The 18,987-nt window shown below is 67.3% G+C and carries 24 protein-coding genes; 6 read left to right on the top strand and 18 right to left on the bottom strand.

What is annotated here, in order from left to right:
• The first annotated feature begins 28 nt into the window (after positions 1-28).
• Complete coding sequence (locus tag FKR81_RS32460; protein WP_146357890.1) at positions 29-415, top strand: hypothetical protein; 387 nt, start codon at positions 29-31, stop codon at positions 413-415.
• Here FKR81_RS32460 and FKR81_RS32455 read toward each other — a convergent pair.
• Positions 405-1,445 carry a VG15 protein gene (locus FKR81_RS32455; protein ID WP_456319423.1) on the bottom strand — a complete coding sequence of 347 codons (1,041 nt, stop codon included), beginning with the start codon at positions 1,443-1,445 and terminating at the stop codon, positions 405-407. The genes FKR81_RS32460 and FKR81_RS32455 overlap by 11 nt on opposite strands.
• Before the next feature lie 65 nt (positions 1,446-1,510).
• Between FKR81_RS32455 and FKR81_RS32450 the strand changes: the two genes are divergently transcribed.
• Positions 1,511-2,089, top strand: a complete 579-nt coding sequence (locus FKR81_RS32450; protein WP_146357886.1) for a hypothetical protein — start codon at positions 1,511-1,513, stop codon at positions 2,087-2,089.
• 38 nt (positions 2,090-2,127) lie between these two features.
• Here the strand turns inward: FKR81_RS32450 and FKR81_RS32445 are convergent, their stop codons facing one another.
• From FKR81_RS32445 to FKR81_RS32425, 5 genes are all read right to left on the bottom strand, one after another.
• Entirely contained in the window at positions 2,128-3,621 is a 1,494-nt protein-coding gene (locus tag FKR81_RS32445) for a phage portal protein (protein ID WP_146357866.1), read from the bottom strand.
• A gap of 914 nt (positions 3,622-4,535) precedes the next feature.
• Complete coding sequence (locus tag FKR81_RS32440; protein ID WP_235921883.1) at positions 4,536-6,233, bottom strand: terminase large subunit; 1,698 nt, start codon at positions 6,231-6,233, stop codon at positions 4,536-4,538.
• Complete coding sequence (locus FKR81_RS32435) at positions 6,199-6,654, bottom strand: phage terminase small subunit P27 family (protein WP_146357864.1); 456 nt, start codon at positions 6,652-6,654, stop codon at positions 6,199-6,201. Before FKR81_RS32435 ends, FKR81_RS32440 begins: the two co-directional genes overlap by 35 nt.
• A gap of 137 nt (positions 6,655-6,791) precedes the next feature.
• Positions 6,792-7,577, bottom strand: a complete 786-nt coding sequence (locus FKR81_RS32430; RefSeq protein WP_146357863.1) for a hypothetical protein — start codon at positions 7,575-7,577, stop codon at positions 6,792-6,794.
• The gene (locus FKR81_RS32425; RefSeq protein ID WP_146357862.1) at positions 7,558-8,280 is read right to left on the bottom strand and encodes an adenine nucleotide alpha hydrolase family protein; all 723 of its coding nucleotides are present in this window, start codon (positions 8,278-8,280) and stop codon (positions 7,558-7,560) included. Before FKR81_RS32425 ends, FKR81_RS32430 begins: the two co-directional genes overlap by 20 nt.
• A gap of 59 nt (positions 8,281-8,339) precedes the next feature.
• Between FKR81_RS32425 and FKR81_RS32420 the strand changes: the two genes are divergently transcribed.
• Positions 8,340-8,585, top strand: coding sequence for a hypothetical protein (locus FKR81_RS32420; RefSeq protein WP_146357861.1), 246 nt, complete (start codon positions 8,340-8,342; stop codon positions 8,583-8,585).
• A gap of 627 nt (positions 8,586-9,212) precedes the next feature.
• On the opposite strand, the gene FKR81_RS43895 is transcribed toward FKR81_RS32420, so the two are convergent.
• From FKR81_RS43895 to FKR81_RS32385, 7 genes are all read right to left on the bottom strand, one after another.
• Positions 9,213-9,368: a hypothetical protein gene (locus tag FKR81_RS43895; protein WP_186763302.1), complete on the bottom strand. Its 156-nt coding sequence runs from the start codon at positions 9,366-9,368 to the stop codon at positions 9,213-9,215.
• Positions 9,369-9,371: 3 nt separating this feature from the next.
• Positions 9,372-10,532, bottom strand: coding sequence for a DUF932 domain-containing protein (locus FKR81_RS32410; RefSeq protein ID WP_268891591.1), 1,161 nt, complete (start codon positions 10,530-10,532; stop codon positions 9,372-9,374).
• Between the two features lie 312 nt (positions 10,533-10,844).
• Positions 10,845-11,141 (bottom strand): hypothetical protein, encoded by a 297-nt coding sequence (locus tag FKR81_RS32405; protein ID WP_146357857.1) that lies wholly within the window; start codon positions 11,139-11,141, stop codon positions 10,845-10,847.
• 76 nt (positions 11,142-11,217) lie between these two features.
• A complete protein-coding gene (locus tag FKR81_RS32400) occupies positions 11,218-11,655 on the bottom strand; it encodes a hypothetical protein (RefSeq protein WP_146357854.1) in 438 nt (145 codons plus the stop codon).
• On the bottom strand, positions 11,652-11,945 hold the full coding sequence (locus FKR81_RS32395) for a hypothetical protein (protein ID WP_146357852.1): 294 nt from the start codon (positions 11,943-11,945) through the stop codon (positions 11,652-11,654). The genes FKR81_RS32400 and FKR81_RS32395 overlap by 4 nt, the downstream gene beginning before the upstream one ends.
• A 200-nt stretch (positions 11,946-12,145) precedes the next feature.
• On the bottom strand, positions 12,146-12,487 hold the full coding sequence (locus tag FKR81_RS32390) for a hypothetical protein (protein ID WP_146357850.1): 342 nt from the start codon (positions 12,485-12,487) through the stop codon (positions 12,146-12,148).
• 239 nt (positions 12,488-12,726) lie between these two features.
• Complete coding sequence (locus FKR81_RS32385) at positions 12,727-13,281, bottom strand: hypothetical protein (protein ID WP_146357848.1); 555 nt, start codon at positions 13,279-13,281, stop codon at positions 12,727-12,729.
• A gap of 315 nt (positions 13,282-13,596) precedes the next feature.
• On the opposite strand from FKR81_RS32385, the gene FKR81_RS32380 reads away from it, so the two are divergent.
• On the top strand, positions 13,597-13,932 hold the full coding sequence (locus tag FKR81_RS32380; protein WP_146357846.1) for a hypothetical protein: 336 nt from the start codon (positions 13,597-13,599) through the stop codon (positions 13,930-13,932).
• A gap of 243 nt (positions 13,933-14,175) precedes the next feature.
• Here FKR81_RS32380 and FKR81_RS32375 read toward each other — a convergent pair whose 3' ends face one another.
• From FKR81_RS32375 to FKR81_RS32355, 5 genes are all read right to left on the bottom strand, one after another.
• Positions 14,176-14,889 (bottom strand): DUF7341 domain-containing protein, encoded by a 714-nt coding sequence (locus FKR81_RS32375; RefSeq protein ID WP_146357844.1) that lies wholly within the window; start codon positions 14,887-14,889, stop codon positions 14,176-14,178.
• The gene (locus FKR81_RS32370) at positions 14,886-15,488 is read right to left on the bottom strand and encodes a zinc finger domain-containing protein (RefSeq protein ID WP_146357842.1); all 603 of its coding nucleotides are present in this window, start codon (positions 15,486-15,488) and stop codon (positions 14,886-14,888) included. Before FKR81_RS32370 ends, FKR81_RS32375 begins: the two co-directional genes overlap by 4 nt.
• Positions 15,485-16,699 (bottom strand): hypothetical protein, encoded by a 1,215-nt coding sequence (locus tag FKR81_RS32365; protein ID WP_146357840.1) that lies wholly within the window; start codon positions 16,697-16,699, stop codon positions 15,485-15,487. Before FKR81_RS32365 ends, FKR81_RS32370 begins: the two co-directional genes overlap by 4 nt.
• An 81-nt stretch (positions 16,700-16,780) precedes the next feature.
• On the bottom strand, positions 16,781-17,269 hold the full coding sequence (locus tag FKR81_RS32360) for a hypothetical protein (protein ID WP_146357838.1): 489 nt from the start codon (positions 17,267-17,269) through the stop codon (positions 16,781-16,783).
• Positions 17,266-17,586 carry a hypothetical protein gene (locus FKR81_RS32355; RefSeq protein WP_146357836.1) on the bottom strand — a complete coding sequence of 107 codons (321 nt, stop codon included), beginning with the start codon at positions 17,584-17,586 and terminating at the stop codon, positions 17,266-17,268. Before FKR81_RS32355 ends, FKR81_RS32360 begins: the two co-directional genes overlap by 4 nt.
• 357 nt (positions 17,587-17,943) lie before the next feature.
• On the opposite strand from FKR81_RS32355, the gene FKR81_RS32350 reads away from it, so the two are divergent.
• A complete protein-coding gene (locus tag FKR81_RS32350; RefSeq protein WP_146357834.1) occupies positions 17,944-18,417 on the top strand; it encodes a hypothetical protein in 474 nt (157 codons plus the stop codon).
• A gap of 1 nt (position 18,418) precedes the next feature.
• Entirely contained in the window at positions 18,419-18,982 is a 564-nt protein-coding gene (locus FKR81_RS32345; RefSeq protein WP_146357832.1) for an ImmA/IrrE family metallo-endopeptidase, read from the top strand.
• The last annotated feature ends 5 nt before the right edge of the window (positions 18,983-18,987 follow it).

Here is an 18,987-nt window from a genome sequence, read left to right as displayed (position 1 = left end):
TTTCGGGAATACGTGAGAAGATCGCGGCATGAGGAAGCCACCGATGCGCACGCTTGGCGTGGCGGTGCTGCTTGCCTCCTCCGCTGGCGCCCAGGTGGTGGCTGGCGCGAACGGTGGCGTTACTCCCTGGTTGGCTACTTGGCTGTTAGTCACGGTTGCTGCAGCAGGCGCGGCGGGACTACTGAGCATTCCCGCATCCATCGAAAAAAAATCTTCGGATTCTATACGTTCGGATAGGACCGGCTTCGAAACAACCTCGGAACTGGATGTAGGGCGAGATCGCCAGATCGAAAAAAGTGCGATGGTTGACATTGAACGAGTCGATCCGCGTCTTCAAAAAGCCCTGAGCGACTCGCGACCCACGCTTCTCCGTGAGTCGCGAGTCACTAGCCTGACGAACGCGTTCAGCCTTTGAGATAGCCGAATCGACGGAGCTGGGTGATCAGCTCGTCGCGGTCGCGTGCGGTGTTCACCAGCTGCGCGGCGGTGGGGCGCGGCGTGCGCGCGGACTGGTAGCGGCGGCCGGGTTGCTTGCCGAGTTCGCCGAGCTGGTGGCCGATGCCGCGCACGGTGGTGGCCTCGCGGGTGTATTCGTGACTCCCGGCGACGTAGACCGCATTGCGGCGGGCGTTGACCACGCGGGAGATGTCCGCCCCGGCTCGGATCGCCTCGGCGTCACCAACGCCGAAGGCCTTGTTCTGCTGGGCTGGGGTCATCGCGTCGAACAGTGCACGCGGGTGGTTGCGGGGGCGGTCGTCGCGCCACTGCTTCCAGGTGACGGGCTTTATCTGGCAGTCGCAGCGCGGATGCCGCAGAAACCCGGTGCTGTAGAGGTAGAGCCGCCCGGCCAGCAGGATGCAGCGCCCGCACGCGGGTAACGCCACGATCCGCTCGTACCCGGCGATCTCCGGCTCGGCGAGTGCTGCGGCGGCATGGGCGAGACGGCCGGCGTCGGCGGTCTCCGTGCTGACGTAAGTCAGCAGACGGGCAAGCCCGATCGCGCGGGCCTCACTCGGCGGCATCCCGGCGGCGAGTGCCTGCTGGTAGCGACGGAACGCGAAGTCCACCACCAGCCCGAGCGGCAGTCCGTTCGCAGCAACTCCGGCGAACGCGACCGTCACCAGCGCGGCGACGGGCGCGGAGATCGAGCCCGCGGTGGCGAGCACGGCCGCGACGTACAGCGGCGCTAACGCCGCCGTCTCGGCCTGGGCCTGGTCGATCGTCGCCACGACCTGCGGCCGGACCTCACCGGTCCACACGGCGAACAGGTCGCCGTTGCCGAGCTGCTGCCATGCGGCCTGGGCCTGGTCGACGGCGGCGCGCACGATGCGCTGCTGCGCAACGTAGTACGCGGCGTCGAAGCTCGTGTATGCGAGGCCAGCAGCTCCTACACGACGGCCACTGGTAGCGGAGGCCGTTGTCAGATCGACACCCCCTTGAGGCACAGGGCGGGCCTAGTTGACCGGTGTGTCATGCCCGGTTGGTCTGGGCCTCAACGAAACTGGACGACATGCCTGACGAACGGCCGTACTGGCCGCCTCTGGTCCCGATGGGAATCCAACTGAACGGACCTGATCTCGACGAAGACGCACGCATGTTGATCGGCCTGGGCGCCGTCGTGCGGGCGGCCTCGGCAGCTGACCACACGCTTCGAATGCTGTACTGCGCCCTGGTCGGCAGCCCCTACGCCGTAGTCATCGCTGCCGGGCAGATGACGAGTCAGTTGATCAAAGATTGTCGAGCACTGATCAATGTCCGACTGGACCTCACGCCGGAGAGCAAGATCAGAATCCTGAGCCTGCTTAACGAACTTCACCAACGATCTGAGCGACGCAACCGCTTCGTCCATGACATATGGGTCGGTGGACTCGACGGCCAGTCGGAGTTGATGCGCAGCAAGCGCGGCACCAAGGACCTGTCGCTTGAGCCGATCACATTGGACCAACTGATCGACACGGCGAGTGGGATCATCGGTACCCAGATCCAGATCACCCGATGGATCTCCGAAGCCCTTCCCCAAGCCGTGGGCATGGAGGCGCGACTTCGTTTGATCGAGGCTCAGGCACGTGAGGACGAGGTGGGTAGGTAGCACACAGGTGCCAACGATGCCCTGCCCATGCTGATCAGCTATGGCCACCACTGACGCCTGGCGGAGACCGGTTCCTGGAACTGCACCGCAGGCGGCGGCAGTACGCTGCCGCCGAACTGCGCGGCAGGATGACGCGGCGAAGGCATTGTGGGCTCCGGTCGACCAGGCTGGGGAATGGACTTGGGGCCGAACTCGGCGGCCTGATCGCCGCCCGCGATGCGGGAATACGCCTCGTTGTCCTCGGCTTCCATGTCGCGGATGTCGGTGTCGGAGTAGCCGAGGGCGCGGCGGGCGAAGCGGCGCGGCAGCAGCCGGTCCGCCGAGTACAGCTTCACCGTGGCGTCGGCCTGGGCGGCGAATGTCGGCGTGGCGGCGTCGGCCCACTGCGACTCCATCCGCAGGGCCTCGTTCGGGACACGGCCGTCGCGCACCATCAGTACGGCGCGCATGACCTGTTCCCAGCCGTCGCCGAAGCTGCGCTGTCGGCGTTCGGCGCGCTTGATGTGGCGGGACTCGGAGCTGCGGATGCCGTCCGCGCTGGCGGGGTTCTCTGTGGCGTAACCGAGGAAGTGCGGCGGCAGGCCCGACAAGCTGGCGACGAGCCGGGCCAGGGCGTTAAGGGTGTCGTGGAAGTTCGAGAGGTTCGCCTCGGGGAACTGACCGACTGCGACGCCGTCTTCCTTGGGGGACTTGGGTGACGCCCACAGGACTCCGGCCACGGACTCCCACGGGGTGAGCGGTCGGCCGTTGGCGTCCACGAAGTCGTCGCGGTCGAAGCCGAGCGCGTACCGGCGCGGCATCGCGTGGTACTCCGCGCTGATCATCATGTCCGTCGCGATCTTGCACGCGGCGTCGGACAGCGGGAGCACGCTGACCAGCTCGGAACGCCCGAGGCGCGGGGGCGCGGTGCGGCGGCGTCGGATACGCGGCCGGTTGACCAGCGGCACCACGGGCACGTCGCCCATACCGTGCTCGTCGCGGTCGAGTTCGGTCCATGTGCCGCCGCCGTTGTCGGAGGAGTACCAGACGGTCTCGTTGGGCAGGTAGAGCGTGGCATAGGCCTCGGTGTAGCCGTGGCCGTCGTCTTCATACTGCCGCTTCAGCGCCGCTCGGACCTTGCGGGTCCGTGGGTCCAGGTCGACGTGGACGTCCAGCGGGGACTCCACTGTCACCAGCGGCGTGGACGGCCGGTCCTCGTTCGTGCCGACGATGGCGTAGGCGCGGCCGAGCGCGAGCGCGTCGATGTGCGCCTGCTCGGAGTGTAGATCGAGGCGGTTCGCCTGCCAGACATGCCACAGCTCCCGGTCCGCAGCCGCCTCGCCGCCAAGCCGGAACCCGGTCACATCCAGGCGTTCGTCCAGGCTGTCCACGACGAGCTGCGGCCAGTTGACGACCACCGACCGAAGCCGGGAGTCCATGCGCCGCAACAACTCCGGATGCATATAGGACAGCGGCTGCTCGCCCTCGTAGTAGGCGTCCAGCAACTCCAGCTCCGGCAGCTGCGCGTTGTGCAACCGCGCTAACCGGGTCACCCATTGCGCGGGAGATAGCTCGAACTTCGAGGTGATCAGTTCAACCCACCCCCCTAGACGAGCAAGTCCTAACCGCGTAGCAGTAGTCGCTCATTTCCGTCAGGCACGTCGATATGAACGGCCTATCTCGTCACACTGCGTCAGGCGGTGGTGACTGCTCCCTCATGTCCGGTACAAATCTTCCACCGCTTGACGGAGTGTTGTACAACGGTCATGCATTGTCCGTTTCAGGTGCGGAAGGTGGACGGGGTGGGACCGTGAACTTGAAGAAGCTCCTAATTTTCGAGGCCCGGAGGGAGGTGAAAACGTGATCAGAAGTTGGTGGCAACGGCCGACCAAGGGAAGCGAGCCTGGCTCGCGGCCTGCCGATGATAGGAGCCCACCGCACCATTGGCTGGGCCGACTGTTCCTTGCAGCACTCATACGCGAGATCGTCGGCGCTGTGTGGAACTGGATCAACGACTGATGGTGGATCTGACGGTCCGGGGCAAGCGCGCTGCCTCGGCCGTTGTTAGGGGCCACCTGCGCCGGTTTCGGCCGTGACTGATGCGATGGCCTTCACTCGACGAGGTTTTGATCAGCGTGTCTCGAAGGGGGTACCGCCAGGCAGGGGCAAGAAGCTCGAACTGATTGGTCACCAGGAATAAGTTTGACGAAACGCTAGCCAAGATCGAGTTGGCTGGTGTCGGCCGTGCATTGGCTGCGGTGAGCGAGCTTTACAAGAAGGTTGGCGAAGTACATGATCAGATCGCCTCGCAGGTCGAAGACATCTCGAAGGAGCAGGCGCAGGCGGTCAGGACTACTTGCATGAAGATCAGCCCGCGAGTTGGTTCCGCAAGTATTGGCGGAGTTCCGCGCGGACATATTGAGCTGATCAGCTCAATATGTCGGTGCTTGGTTAGCCTTTAGGCCACTTAGCCGAGCACGACCATCCGGTTTGGCTTCTTGACCTTCGCGCCGCGGAGCTTCCAGCCTCCTACGGCCATCGCGGCAGTGGGGACGGCGTCGATGCGTGTGCCGGTCTTGCCGCGTTCGGGTTTGTCTGGCCGGATGAGGTCGGGTTCGCCGGGTGGGTGGCGGACTTCGACGGCGTCGAAGCAGAACTCGGCGACGGGGTTGCCGTGGTGGGACCAGCCGCGTGATCGGGTGAGGGTCATGAGTTCGGTCATGCCGTGGGTCATGCCCTTGTAGGTCTGTGCGACCGGATACATCGGCACACCGGTGCGGCGTTCGAGCCGCTGCCGGACTGGCTCTCCTGACCACTCGTCGTAGGAGATGTCCGCAACGCGGATCAGGCCGGTGTCGGCCGTGATGTCGTCCTCGATCACGTCGTAGTCGATGACCTCGCCATCTGTGACCGTGATCCAGCCCTGTTCGGCCCAGCGGCCGAACCGTCCTTCGGTGCGTTCGTCCAGGAACCCGACGGCAGTCTCGGGCAGCCAGAACCGCCACAGTGCGGAGGGGTGGCCGTCGATGCCGTTGGGGATGATCAGGCACCAGGCGGTCATGTCCATTTTGGACGCGAGATCGAGACCGCCCCATGCCGTTCGACCGGCATGGAGCTCGCGCAGGCGGTCCGCAGGGGTGGTGTCGGTGCCGGTGCACGCGGTGTAGAGGTGCATCGGCATCCACCGCGAGGACTGCGAGACCCACTGGTTGAGCCGGTACTGGCGGAACGCGTTCTCGCGGGCCGGGTCGTTGCGGGCTTCGAGCGCTTCCTCCCGCAGCGCTGCGAGCGAGAGGAAGTCGCCGAGCGCGGGGTTGGAGAAGTGCCAGTTGGCCTCGTCCCACGGGTCGGCGTCCTCGGGCAGGTTGCGCAAGTACACGAACCGGTGCGGTGCGCGTGCCGGGTCGTCGGCGATCTTCACGCACTCGTCGTGCTCGGCCTTGGCGAACGAGGTGGGGTCGTTGCCCGCGGTGGTCGCGGCGATCAGCATCGGCTCAAGGCGGGTGCCCATGCCGGTGCGCATCGTGGTCCAGAAGTCCCCGTTGGGCTGGGTCAGGACCTCGTCGAAGATCACGCAAGACGGGTTGGAGCCGAGGTTGCCGAGCGCGTCGGCGGGCACGACGACGTAGACGCCGTTGGTCTTCTCGTCGATGATCCGGGCGCTGTGCTCGACCACGCGCAGCCGCCGCGACAACACCGGGGACAACGCGACCATGCGGGCGGCGACGTTGAACACCAGCTTCGCCTGGTCGGTGTCGCGGGCACAGCCGTAGATCTCGGCGGACTCGACGCAGTCGCCGACGAGCATGTAGAGCGCGACGAACGCCAGCAGCTCGGACTTGCCGTTCTTGCGGGCGATCTCGATCCACGCGATGCGGAACCGGCGCACGTAGCACTCGGCTTCGTCGTCCCAGCGGACCTCGCCGAACAGTGGACGGACGATGTCGTCGCGCTGCCACGGCGCGAGGATGAACGGCCGTCGCGCCCATCGGTCCTTGGTGTGGACGCAGATCTCTTCGGCGAAGGCCTGCGCGTGGTCGGCGCGCGGGGTGCAGAAGTGGGTGCCGCGCTTGCGGCAGCGGCGTCCATCGAAGGTCCGGCCGCACACGGGTGGGCGGGTGTCGGGCTTCTTACGAGAGGAGCCTGTCCGCGCCGCCCTTGTCATCGGCGACCACCTCGGCCTTGACCGACTGGCGGTCGGACGGGGTCATGCCGAAGCGTGCGGCGTAGGTGAGGAACGTGCGTTCGGCCTCGGCCTGGATGCCGAGGACCGGGTTCTTCACCAGCCCGCCCGCGCCCTGCACCAGCAGGTGGGAGCCGTTGAGCAGGGCAGTCGCCTGCTTGTACCGCGCGAGTGCCTGGCAGAGCACGACGAAGGCGTCGGCGTCCCAGACGGTGAGGACCTTGCGGGCGATCAGGCCGGGGGCGAGCCGGTCCCACACGGCGCGGGCGTCGTCGGACAACCAGTCCGGGGGCTCGATGGTTCCGGTCGGCGGAACCGGCTCGCCTGCGTTGATCCGGTCGGGGCGGTCACCGTGGAGGATGCGGAGCGAAGTGGGTTTCGGTGCAGGTCCGCGCTTACCCATCAGCGATCACCCCCGACCTTGGGATCAGGTCAGCTGGCGGGTGGGCTGCCGCCGGTGTTGGAGCCGCTGTTGGCGTTGCGACTGAAGCGGCGGCGGATGGCCGCGACGCCTCGTTGGAATGCTCGGCGCAGTGGGGTTCACCTCCCCTCGGTGTCGGCGGGAGGTGCTGCAGGCAGCTCGATGTCCAGCACGTCGGCCAGGCGGTGGCCGTCGATGTACTTGTCCCCGAACGCCAGCATGTTGATCGCCTTCAGGAAGGCGTCCTTGTGCGCTCGCAGCGGGAACCACAGCACCACCCAGAACGGGGAGTCGGTGACCAACCGGCCACGCTCGCACCGCTCGTCGGCAGCCCGCAGTGCGGCGGCCAGCGTGGTCAGCTCGGCGAGCGAGTCGACTGCGAGGTTCCCGGTGTACTCGATCCCGGCGAGCGGGTCGGGCAGCGCGTCGGCCTGCAGCTGGGCCAGCAGATCCTCGGACGACATCCCGGACGAGGTGGGTGCGAGGGCTTGCAGCGCCGCCAGCACATCGACCTCTTCCGGCTCTTCAGGTTCGGCTTGCTCGGGGTCGACGGGGATGTCCAGCGCGGCGGCGAGCTCCAGGCCGTCGATCCACCGGCTGTCGACCGCGGGCACTGGCAGGGCGGCGACGAACGCCGCGTGCGCTTGCGCAGTCCAGAAGCACGGGGCGCACCAGTACTCGGAATCGGTCGCGGCCAGGTAGCGCTCCTGCTCACGCTTGGCCCTGGCCCGGAACCCGGTCACCGTCTCGTCCAGCTCCTCCTCGTCGTCGGCGGCCTTGCGCTTCGGCGTGGGGCCTGAGTTCAGGGCGGCGAGCAGGTCCGCCGGTCCGGACGAACTGGCCGGCGGTGCCATCCCCTGGAGTCGCGTGAGCAGGTCCTCCGGCTCATCGGGTGTAGCGGGCACGCAGCTCCTCCAGTTCGACCAGCGGGAACCACTGCCGGATCAGCTCGTAGTCGGCGGGGAACCGCTTGCGCAGCGGTTCGGTGAACCGCAGGTCCAGCCCGTCCCAGGAGCGGCCGAACAACTCGTAGTCGACGGGCAGCGTCACGCCGTGGTGCGCGATGACCTCGCGCACGTGCCGGACTCTCCAGTCCCACACGACCGCGACCTTACGGATCTCCTCGCGGCGCGGGCCGTGGGTGGTCATCGCCATCCGCCGGTTCGGGGAGTCGGCCGCGCGCACACCGTGCGCGTTCCACGCACCCGGCAGCCCCAGGTCCTCGCGGACCAGGTCGGCCACGTCCTCGTAGGACGGCATCGGCAGATCCGCGGCCTCGATCACCGCGAGCCGGTGCGGAGCCTGGAGAGTGAAGGTGTTGAGCCACCGGAACATCGCCGGGTGCGGGTAGCGGTGGATCGTCGTGCCGAAGAAGTCCTCGAAGTAGGCCAGCGACTCATCCACGAAGGACATGCCGGGCACGTGGTAGAGGAAGTACGGCACGACCTCGAGCCCCGCGTCCAGCATGGCGAGCCAGCAGGCAATGGAGTCCTTGCCGCGCGAGAACGCCAGCAGCACCGGCTTGCCCTCGGCGGCCAGCTCGTCCAGCAGCTCCAGCGACGACGGGCGGCCCTCGATCGTCACCAGCTCGGTCGGGCGGTAGGTCACGCGACCACCACCCGCGCGCAAACAGGGTTCGTGGATGCGAACTGAGTTAGCATCCGATCATGGGGGACGTGATCGAGCAGGCCGACCGTGCACGCGCCCAGGTGCTCACCGAGCTGACCGAAGCCGCGGGCCAGGAAGCCGCATGGCGGGAACGCAAGGAAGCCTTGATGCTCAAGGCAAAGAGCCTCGGCGTCTCGGCGCGGCAGATCGGCGCGCACGCGTACATGAGCGATGTCGGAGCGGCCAAGGCGATCGAGCGCAAGCGCGCCGAGCCCGACGTGCGGGACGCGGTTTCGGAAACCTGACCCCAGACATCTGGCCCTCAGTGGCGGGTTCGCCCGGCGCGGCCGGAGGGGGCCCTCCCCTGGGCGGCGCGGGACGGGCGCGGTCGGCGGCCGTGGCCTGCGGCCGGTCGGTGCCTGCGGCACCGGCCCGGCTCTGAGAACGGCTCTCACGGGGTGTTCCATCCTCCCCTTGTCCGGGGATCAGTGGCGGTGTTGCGGCCATGGCAGGAGGGGCACAGGCCCCGGCCATGGCTCGGGTTATCGGGGTCTTTCCCTTGTGCCACAAGCTGTCTGCGGGTGAGTGGCCAGTGATCGGCCACCACGGACCGGCGGGGGCACGGCCCGGCATGGTGGTGCGGGCACACGGTGAGGGCACAGCGGCACACCGGGTGCGCGGCCAGCACGCCCGCACGGAAGCGGGACCGGTGCAGGCCGGTGTAACCCCGTTCAGTGACCGTGCCCCGGCTGAGGTCGGTACGGCTGCGACACCTGTCGCACCGGCCGCCCCGGCGGGTGAGCTCGGGGCAACCGGGGGTGGTGCAGGGGCGTTCGGCACGAGTCGGCACGCTGGCCTCCAGGTGCAACAGCCAGCACCCCGGCACACGGGGGTGTGTGCCGGGGTACCGGTGAAACGGGGTTTCGGGCTGGTCACCTCTGCCAGCAGGCGGGCGGGAATCCACCCTTGTCCAGCCACTCCACGAGGTTGCTCACTTCGGTTGCCAGGTCTTCACCTTCCACGGGCAGCTCGGCCTCTACGGACTCCAGAAGCTCACGGATGGTCTGCAAGGTGGTGTTCGGGTCCATCGGTCACCCCACCTGCAAGAGCTGGAAGGCCTTGGCCTTGATCTGGGAGCCCTTGCCAAACAGGGCACGGTCGGCACGGGCCACAGCCTCATCCTTCTTGGTGCGGACCGGGATGAAGTGGTCCACGTACTCACCGATCGCCTGGACACCGGCCCACCGGGTACCCCGGATGTTCTCCTGGGTATCGGCCTCCTTGAACAGCTTCACCAGGTGAGTCCCCCGGCGGTGGTGCTCATGCAGGGCGGCGGTCCCCATGTCCCCGGTACGGGGCCAGATCTCCTCACAGACCTTTTGGAACTCATCCACGGTCAGTTTTTCCCGGATGAGCTTTTCGGCTTCCTTCTGGAACTCTTCAGAGGCCTTGAAGGTGAGCTTCAGTTGTGCACGGGCCTCGGCAATGCGGTTTTTGGCCCCGGACACATGGCGGATGCTGAACCGGGTGGTGAAGTTCTGTCGGGCCATGTGCTGAGTGTTGGCACATACCACCCGGACAAAGGTGATCAATCCTTCTAGTGCCCTGGAACCATCATGGGAGTTGAGACCCACCAGGTTCAGATTGTGGGCATCACACCCACCCACCTGGATACCTTCGGGCAACTGGAGGGACATGAACACCTCACGGCCACCCCGGAGAGAACCGGCGGTGTCAAACACTGCCCCGGTCTCATCCACAATGGCGGAGAGTATTTCCGCCAGTTCCTCGTTCTGGATCGGCTTGTAGCCACCCTGCACCACTCCCAGCGGTTCCGGATCACCGGTGATCGGGTGGTTGCGGATGGTGGTGAAGTGCCCCGGAATCGGCATGGGGAAGGCGGCATCATCCGGCACCACCAGGCGGTACGGGTTGCGGCCCTGGTTGTCCGCGTCGAAGTCCTCCGCCCCGGCCTCCTGGCGGGCCTCGGCCTCGGCCTCATCCCCGGTGCCGCACACGTCCTCGTGTTGGGTGTTGAGGCTCGCGGCGCACTCGATGCAACGCTTGCCCGGAATGCTGGCCAGCAGGGGCTCGGTGCGGACATCCCAGCCACCCAGCAGGCCATCGGTCATCACCTCATCCACGGTGAGCTTTCCGGGCTTCACGGTCCCCAGTCGGTGCCAAGCGGCTATGTTCCTACCGGCCACAAAAGCGGTGCGGCCATCACTGTGCTGCTCAAGTTCATGAGCCATTGTGTGAATCCTTTGTCCGGTACACGGCACGGGTAGCCCCTGTGCGGTGTTTGCGGTTTTGGTTGACACCACAGACATTACCGGTGTCGGTAATCTTGTCAAACCGGATTCAAAGAATTCTGCGAAAGTGACTCCGCATGGGTTAACGTGCGGTTTTGCCGATTGAAAGCGATCATGCGTGAAATGGAAAAAGGCTCGCGGCGTGAAGCTGCGAGCCTTTTCCGTCCGACGTGATCTAGCGTCAACCAAAACCACAGGACGTGCAGCATCTTGCCCGATCGCCCCGCAGGCCGTCGAGCGACCCTGTGCTGATCAGGTCCACTCCTGGAAGTCGCCGATCTCCAGCAGCGCCGCGACCGCGTCGCCGTCGCAGTAGAGGTCCGCGGAGGTCATCTCCAGCAGGCGCAGCACGTCCGCGTCCATCCGGGCGCGGCCCTGTTCAGTGCCCGGCTCGCGCCACCGATGCAGCGCGCCCGTCCCGAAGTACCGCCGGTACAGCAGCTCGCGCGCCTCCTCGGGTGTCGGCGCGGATCGCGCGGTGTCGGAGGGAATCGAGCCGCTGTTGTGGCCCCGCGGTTCGCGGTCCTGCTCGTTCTCGCCTGGTCGCATGAGCGATTCCCCTTGTGTGGCAGCAACAAGAGCTGTGGGACCGCTCGGCGGCGACGCGCGCCGCCGAGCGGCAGGGTCACCGCAGGGTGACCGCCTCCCAGAACGGTTTGAAGTCGCGGTGCTCGCGGCGTGGGCTGATCAGCTGGTACCACCAGTTGATGGTGTGACGGCCCGCGTCGGTGATCAGGTAGGGAAATTCCTCGGACAGCGGCGCGGCCACCAGCCTGGCGTCGATCGCCAGTTCCAGCGCGCAGGGCTCGGCGTGCCACTCCAGCAGGAACGGCCGGTTGATCCCGGTCGCGACCAGCCACAGCACCCGGTACACGCGGCTGCCGACGCTGAGCAGGCCGAACAGTCGGACCCGCGTGGCCGCGTGCTTCTCCGGTTTGGCCTCGTACAGCTCGACCAGTTCGGCGAACTGCGCGAGCGAGTTGCTGAGTGCCGCAGCGGCCTGACGGCGTCCGCTCAGCGGGCAAGGTTCCTCGGCCGCCACGGGCCTTGGGACGTTGGTCATCCTGCTGTCACCGCCTCCCAGACGGCCCGGAAGCCCTCTGTGTCAAGGCGCGCTTGGACTTCTCTGCGCCACCTGGTGATCAGGTTCCGTCCTGCGTCGGTGAGGTGGTAGGGCGGGAGCAGGTCGTCGTCGAGCGGTTCGACGATCAGCGCGCTGGTGATGGCCTGCTCGACGGCGTTGGCGTCGCAGAACAGGATCAGGTCGTCGTACCGGTTGCGGCCGGAGGCCACGACCCACAACACGCGGTGCAGCTGGCTGTTGCGCAGCAGCTCGCCCAGCAGCTCGGCCATGGGGTCTGCGACGGCGACCTGATCGGTTGGGCAGCCACCCGCCCAGCTGCCACTGATCAGCGAGCCGATCCACTGTGGACGCGGATGTTTGACGGTCGCTCCGTCCCGGCCGAACGACACGATCCCTTCGCCTGCGGGGACGGTCTTTCCGCATCGGGCACATGGCGCGGGGCGCGCGTTGGCGCGCGCCCCTTGCTTCCTCACCATCCCGTCGCCACCCTCCACAGCTCCTGGAACGGGGCAAGGCGGGTGTGCGGGGTGATCTCCTCGACCCAGTCGAGCCAGGCGTTCAGGCCGTCCTGCGTGAGCCGGGGAGCGGAACCTTCGATCCAGCCACGGGCGCGGGCCTCCAGGTGTGCCTCCGGGTTGACGTGGTCACGGAGCACGATCGGCCCGAGGTTGAGGTGTACGAAGTGCAGCAGGCGCATCACGTCGACGTTGGCGGCCAGCCTGCGGTAGAGGCTGTCCAGCTTCTCCGCGCGAGTGCGGTCGCGCAGCGACATCGCCTCCAGGTACTGCCCGAACGCCTCCTCGGGACTCATCGGCTTCTCATCGGGTGGGCTAGCATTGGTCACGTTCGGTTCCTCTCGGAGTCCGTCTAACGGGTCCGCTCCGACGGGCACCGGCCACGCCTCGGGGCTGTTATCAGCAGCCGCCGAGGCACCCTCGTCTTCGGGTAGCCAAAAGCCCGGAAGCAAAAGGGGAGACACCCCGGCATGGCCAGGGAAATGAACGGGTGCCGGGGTTTCAGGAGTCGGCCCCTGAAACCCCGGTCAGCAGATCACAGCATCACAAACCACTTGGCAGGCCTGCTGCGAAGAACCATGTTGCGAAGCCTGGCCACTCGATTGGGAATCCTCCACGAGAGCTTGCTTCGGTCTTCCACAGTGCCCCACTTGAAGTTCCAGCGCTCGCTTTCCCAAGGCTGGCGAGTGGTGATGTGGGTGTAGAAGTAGCCCCCTGAGTCATCAACCATCCAGTTGAAGCTGTTGACGAAATCCTCCACGTCGAGCTGAAGATCCACCTCAGCACCGTCGTAACCGCTGGTCACAAGCAGCTCGGGGCACCGGACATCGAACTCCAGCCACCACCTGCCACCAGCGCCCCTGTAGGTGGTGACGGCAACATCCACCATCAGCTCTTCTTTGATCTCAGGGATGAGATGAGCGGCCAGTTTCGGCCCTGGTGAGATATGCCGGGTCTCCCAGAAACGGGAACCAATCTGCACACCTTCAGGGGGCAGTGACTTGTCTTTGCCAAAGGAGAACACTCGGGTCCTTTCAGCCTGCCCCTGGAGTGTTATCAGCACCCCAGGTGGCTTTCTGATTCCCCTCAATCATCCCAATGTCACCGGTCATTTGCAAGCTGAATGTCCGGCCTTTTTGTAATTCAAGCGCGCCTTTCTGGAATGTATTTCAGCGAAAGGGAAAGGGGTGGGCGCAGGCTGCGAAGGTGCTTCGGTCGAGGCCGGCGAACTGGGCTGGTGCGGGCTGGCCGCTCCCGCGGGCTTGTTCGAGCGGTTCGGCAGGCGGCGGCCTTGCGCATGGCACGGCGAGGCCGGGCAAGCGTGCAGCGGACAGGGCGTCACGGCGGTGACCGGCTCTGTGGTGGAGGTTGCGCGGCGGCGGCCTGCGGACGCAGGATCGAACACATGTTCGGTCACGTGGACGATCCGCCGTCGCCGCTGCTGCGCGAGCTGGAGCAACCTCAGCCGGTGTGGGTCGACCTCGCGCTGGTCTACAAGCACGTGCCTGGCGTGTCGCCGTCACCGTTGCCGCCTGCGCGGGTTCGGGAGCGGGCGATGAAGCCCGACGGGTTGGTGATCGGCGAGCTGTCCAAGTGGGTGCGGTTCGGGAACGGGGCGTGGGTCGGGTTGGTGACCTATGCCGTCCCCATCGTGGGCCTCAGGTCCGAACCGGTGCGCCACTTCGTCCCGGCCGAGGCTGTGCGCAAGCGCGGGCCGAAGGAGGTCGAGCCACCGTTCTGATGTGGAGTCGCGGGCGGCGGCGTCGCGCTCGGCAGTGGGGCGCCGTGCTGCGGTGTGCCGCCGCCCGCGGGGACGAAGACCGTGCCAGGTGGCGGGTGGCGCGGCCTTCGTGTTCTGGGACCCCGCAGAAACGACGAAGCCCGCCACACCGGGGAGAGGTGTGGCGGGCTTCGTCGAGAGGTTGGGGGGTCTGGGCATACGTGTACCCAGCCCTGTCATAGTGCCTGCTAAAGCGACTGAAGGTCAACTCTTTTCGCCCGCACTGGCCGTGATCTCGGTCACAGTGAGGGTTTCGCGGTGTTGCTGATCGATCGCGGCGGCGAGCTGCCCCCACACGTCCATGCCCCAGCGTGCGTCGCAGGCGGCGCAGACCGCTTCGACGCGTTCGGGGTCGATCGAGAGGGCGGGGCGGCGCAGGTAGTCGTTCTCGTCGTCGGACCAGACCTGCACGGCGGTGGCCCGGCACATCGGGCAAGCCTTGCCGTGCAATGGGAAACGCGGCGGCGGGTCGAGCAGCAGCCTCGCTTCGCGTACCCACTCGGTGGCCCGGTCGGCGGCCCAGGCGAGGTAGTCGAAGGCGGTGAGCTGCCACTGCTCGGCGTGTCTGGCCCACAACGCCAGCCGTTCGCGCAGCTCGCCGGGCTGGTCGTGGTCGTGCCCACGGCACGCCTGCCGCACCACGCCGCGGATCTCGGAGACCAGCGCGAGGGGCGCCAGCGACGCCGGAGGGCGTGAGCCGTGCACGGACTTCCCGGTGCGTTCACTGCCGGGGTGCACGGCCTCGGCGACCTGGTCGAGCAGCGGCAGCACCTCGGCCAGTTCGTTGCGGGCGGTGCCGTCCGGGGCCTGGCGCTCGACGTGCACGTGGCCGGGCTGGACGAGCTGGTCGATGGCGACTTCGAGCATCAGGCGGGCGTGGTCGGAGACCGACTGGTCCGGACGCGGGTTCTCGATCATGCGTGGGCTCCTTGCGGGACGGCGGCGGACGCGGCCGGGCCGCGAGTGGTGTGGTCCTCGGCGGCCTGCTTCTGCTTGGCGCGAGCGGCTTCCAGCCGGGACGGGTGCATCCGGGTGATCGGGTCGCGCAGCTCCCGCTTCCCGTTGCGGTTGCGGGTCAGCGGGCCGCAGACCTGACCGGCCAGCGCGCGGCAGAACGGGCAGCGCACCGAGCGGGCGAGCACGTGCTCGGGGTTCCAGGTCCAGCCCATCGCCTCGTAGACATCGCGGATGCCGCGCGCTCCTGCAGCGGCTCCGGCGGCCTGCTCGGCGGCCTGGTCGCGCGGCGCGGGTGGGCGGGCGGAGCTGGGCGTGCCGGTGGTTGCGGGGTGCGAGCGGGCGTGGTCGACCAGGCGGGTGATCTCGACGGCCGTGGTGCGGGTGACCCTGTTGGGCGGCAACGAGGACAGCGCGGCGTGGCATTCCCCGGCGCTGTAGCCGCGCAGGTCCCGCAGCCAGGCGGTGACCATGCCGTCGGGGACCTGGTCCCCGCCAGCGAGGCGGTAGTGCGCCAGCAGTCCGCGGACCTCGCTGCGGGTCAGCGGCGGCTGCGGGCTCATGCCGCGACCTCCAGCCCGGAGGCGGCGATGGTCTCGGCCAGCGCGCGGTCGAGGATCGCTTGCAGCGTCGCGGCGTCGGTGTGCGCGGGCAGCTCGGCGCGCACGGCCCGCCCGATCGGCGTGGTGTCGTCCTCAGCCAGGGCGTCGGCGCGCATCGCCTCGAAGTTGCGCACCACCGCCAGGTCCCGCTGCCGATCCTGCGGCGTGCCCGGCACGGACTCGGCGCGCATGAGCTCGCCGACCAGCTCGGGCAGGAACGTCACCGGCAGGGTCTTGGCCGACCACTGCCGCAGCCCTGCCGCGATGACCTCGGGGGTGATCTCGTCACGCAGCAGGCCGATCACCTCGCCGCGAAGCCGGTCGAGGACCCGGCCCGGCTGCTGTGGGCAGTACGCGGTGACCAGCCTGTCGGCCTCGGCTCGACGCATCTGCCGGACTGAGCCGTGCTCGAGCTCGTCGTCCACGCCGGCGAAAGCAGCCGGGCTGGCCGGGGCTGCCTCGCGTGTACGCGGGCGGGCGCCCGTGTGCGCGGGCGTAGGCGCGGGGACACCCACTTGAGTTTCTTCCAACGCAGGAGGGACTACTCCAGTCTCCAACTCCCCACTCCCTTCTCCCAGGGCCTTCGCGGAAGGGCTCGGCGGACCCCCGTCCTGCACGTCCGTCGTGGTGGCGGGCGCGGGCGGCACCGGGGCCTGCTCGGCGGGCGCGGGGCGGCCGGTGCCACGGATCGTCATCGCGGCCTTCACCGACGCGGGCAGCTCCCGCGCCCCGGCCTCCAGCTCGGTCGCGGCGACGGCCGGGGCGGGGCCGGTGATCTCGGTGGGCAGGCGGCGCAGCTCGACCGCCAACGCCTTGCGCAGCAGCGGCGATTCGAGCTCGAACGCGCACCGCAGCGCGGCGCGCAACACGTTGGGCTGCTTGTAGAGCCCATCGCGCCGGATGAACGAGCGGACCAGCAGCTCTTCGGTGTCGTGGTCGATCACGACGAAGCGGGCGGCGTCGAGCTCGGCGAGCGCGGCCCGGACGGCGTCGATGTTCTGGTCTGGGTGCGCCCGAGTCCAGCGCTTCACCGAGACGTCCAGCACTCCGGCGTAGGTCAGCTTCTGCTGAGTGCAGAGCTGGACGTACACGATCTTGGCGAGCGCGGACAGCGCGATGAAGTCCTCATCGGACCAGATGCTCAAGTAGAAGCGGGCGTGGTCACGTGCCACGGAAGTGATCCCCCAACAAGACGATGTGCGGACAGCACGAACAGGCCGCGCGACGGTGCGCGGCGATGGCAACGGCGAAGATCAGGCCGAGACGGCCTGACCGGACGCAGCGGCGTCCCGGCGCGCGAGCAGCGCGGGCGCGGCGAGATTGAGCGCGTAGACCGGCATCAACTTCCCGCCGTTACCGCCACGGGTGTCGGTCGACCGGACGTAGCGGCCAGTCGGTATCAGCACCTCGGCGGACAGCAGGCGGCGCACGGTCGCGCCGACCATCTGCGGCCGCAGCCACGCGGGTAGGTGCTCACGCCAGCGGTTGCTGGTCGTCTCGCGGAACGGATCAGCGAGTGCGTCATGGACGATCACCGCGATCACCGCGGACACGTGCGAGGTGTTGCGCGGCTCGCCCGCGAGCAGCGCGGCGATCTGCTCCACCGTCGTGCCGTAGTCCAACGGCAGGCCGACGAGCAGTTGGGCGATCTCGGCGGACAGTTCGCCGAGTGCGGCCGGGGCGCCATCAGATCGGGTCCGACCGGTCCCCCGAGACCGGTCGGACCCAGTCCTGCGGGTCATGCGGCGTCCAGCACCCGGAACTTCCGCACCGGGATGATGTCCTCGCACTCGCGGGCCTGCTCGGGATACCTCTCCTTGAGCGTCTTCACCACGGTGATGACCCGTAGCTCCGTCGTGTAGCTGACGACGGGCACACCGTTGACGGTGCCGATCTCGTGCTCGCCGAGGCGCACCTTGAGTGTGCTCCGCAAGGTGTTCTTCAGGGCGGTGAGTCGGCCGATCTGATCTTCGACGATGCGCAGTAGTTCGACGTTATACGCCAGGTCGTCCAGCGAGATCGAGTCGGCAACGGCTGTGGTGCTGTAGATGTTGGACATGGCTTGCGGCCCCCTGACCGCGAAAACCCAGTGAACAGAAGGAGTTGGGTTTGCCGGGCATCCAACCTTGGAGGCCCGGCTTCGCTATCACGGCGAGCCACTTCGACAGCATTGCTTGAGACTCCCGACGTGGCGGCCGGGTGGCAGTGAGCCCTGTCACCCGGCGCGCCAACGTCCCCCCTCGGACGGTGCTCCGCACCGATTCCCCCCTCGATCTCCACTGCTGTGAAGACTCTTCTTCATCTGCGTTGAGATCAACCCGCGAGGCAGCATAGGGTGCGAGATGGTTGCGCTGTCAACGGCTATAGTGAAATCTGTTCACTTTCTTCACGGGCGTGAAGACGATGGGGGTGAGTGGTGAGCGATCGCGGCTCAGATGGGATGCCGAGCCTGGCTGAGGTCCTGAACACGTTGTTCCAACGCCACACGAAGGACGGCAAGAGGAAGGCGTACAGCAACGAGGACGTCGCGTCCTGGGCGCGCAGCCAGGGCATCGAGATGTCGCAAACGCACGTCTGGAACCTCCGTCAGCTCGGCAGACCGAGTGACCCGCGGGTCAGCCACATCAAGATCATTGGCGAGTTCTTCGGCTATCAACCTGGGTACTTCATCGATCCGCAGGTGTACTGGGAGGTCGAGCGACGGATCGCCCGCGACCGGCACGCGCCTGGCGACGCAGAGGTCGACGTTCCGAGTCAGCCTGCCGCGTCTCGGGTCATGCTGCGCAAGGTCGCCAAGATGTCGCCCGAGAGTCAGGCGCTCATACAGGGATTGATCGACCAGGTGAGCGTGTTGGAGCAGGGCAGCGCGCAGAACGGCGACGGGGCCTGACGTGAAGTTCCGTTGCGGCTTAAAGCGAAGTCAGAACTCGGGCCCGGTCCTGACCGAACGAGCTGCGCGAAAACTCGCCCGCCGACTGCCAGTCACCGAGCCGTTCGACCTCAGCGGTCTCCTCGAGCAAGCCGAGAAGATCGCCGGTGTACCGATCGTGGTCCGGCCATACCTTGAGCACGTTGTACTCGCGTGGAGGACGGCAGGTGAGAGCCTGCCTGCGGCAATGTGCGTCGGCGGTCAGGCTCGTATCTACGTGTTCTACCGACAGGACACATCACCGGCCCACCAGCGTCATTCGATCCTGCACGAGCTCGGACACATCTGTGCCCGGCACGTGATCGCGTCCAGTGCGGTCGTCGACAGCGAGAACCTTTCCGCCGAAGTCGTGCGAGAAGCGACGCACCGCAGCCTGTACGAAGACGATCAAGAGCGGGCAGCGGAGGCGTTTGCCTACGCCCTTGAGGACCGCATGGGACCGATGCGGGTTCTCGGCGACCGCCGATCGGCAGACCCCGACTACCAGGAAGCCGTCGACAGGTACGGCTCCATCCTCGAAGGGTGACTCCC

This window comes from Lentzea tibetensis, from assembly GCF_007845675.1.
GTDB classification, from domain to species: Bacteria; Actinomycetota; Actinomycetes; order Mycobacteriales; family Pseudonocardiaceae; genus Lentzea; species Lentzea tibetensis.
The sequence above is the reverse complement of the archived record's forward strand: the minus strand, read 5'-3'. Positions and strand labels throughout refer to the sequence as shown.

Excerpts from the sequence above, each read along its gene's own strand:
- FKR81_RS32460 (WP_146357890.1), top strand. The coding sequence starts at position 29 with ATGAGGAAGCCACCGATGCGCACGCTTGGCGTGGCGGTGCTGCTTGCC.
- FKR81_RS32450 (WP_146357886.1), top strand. The coding sequence starts at position 1,511 with ATGCCTGACGAACGGCCGTACTGGCCGCCTCTGGTCCCGATGGGAATC.
- FKR81_RS32440 (WP_235921883.1), bottom strand. The coding sequence starts at position 6,233 with ATGACAAGGGCGGCGCGGACAGGCTCCTCTCGTAAGAAGCCCGACACC.
- FKR81_RS32435 (WP_146357864.1), bottom strand. The coding sequence starts at position 6,654 with ATGGGTAAGCGCGGACCTGCACCGAAACCCACTTCGCTCCGCATCCTC.
- FKR81_RS32420 (WP_146357861.1), top strand. The coding sequence starts at position 8,340 with ATGGGGGACGTGATCGAGCAGGCCGACCGTGCACGCGCCCAGGTGCTC.
- FKR81_RS43895 (WP_186763302.1), bottom strand. The coding sequence starts at position 9,368 with ATGGACCCGAACACCACCTTGCAGACCATCCGTGAGCTTCTGGAGTCC.
- FKR81_RS32410 (WP_268891591.1), bottom strand. The coding sequence starts at position 10,532 with ATGGCTCATGAACTTGAGCAGCACAGTGATGGCCGCACCGCTTTTGTG.
- FKR81_RS32405 (WP_146357857.1), bottom strand. The coding sequence starts at position 11,141 with ATGCGACCAGGCGAGAACGAGCAGGACCGCGAACCGCGGGGCCACAAC.
- FKR81_RS32400 (WP_146357854.1), bottom strand. The coding sequence starts at position 11,655 with ATGACCAACGTCCCAAGGCCCGTGGCGGCCGAGGAACCTTGCCCGCTG.
- FKR81_RS32395 (WP_146357852.1), bottom strand. The coding sequence starts at position 11,945 with ATGGCCGAGCTGCTGGGCGAGCTGCTGCGCAACAGCCAGCTGCACCGC.
- FKR81_RS32390 (WP_146357850.1), bottom strand. The coding sequence starts at position 12,487 with ATGAGTCCCGAGGAGGCGTTCGGGCAGTACCTGGAGGCGATGTCGCTG.
- FKR81_RS32380 (WP_146357846.1), top strand. The coding sequence starts at position 13,597 with ATGTTCGGTCACGTGGACGATCCGCCGTCGCCGCTGCTGCGCGAGCTG.
- FKR81_RS32375 (WP_146357844.1), bottom strand. The coding sequence starts at position 14,889 with ATGATCGAGAACCCGCGTCCGGACCAGTCGGTCTCCGACCACGCCCGC.
- FKR81_RS32370 (WP_146357842.1), bottom strand. The coding sequence starts at position 15,488 with ATGAGCCCGCAGCCGCCGCTGACCCGCAGCGAGGTCCGCGGACTGCTG.
- FKR81_RS32360 (WP_146357838.1), bottom strand. The coding sequence starts at position 17,269 with ATGACCCGCAGGACTGGGTCCGACCGGTCTCGGGGGACCGGTCGGACC.
- FKR81_RS32355 (WP_146357836.1), bottom strand. The coding sequence starts at position 17,586 with ATGTCCAACATCTACAGCACCACAGCCGTTGCCGACTCGATCTCGCTG.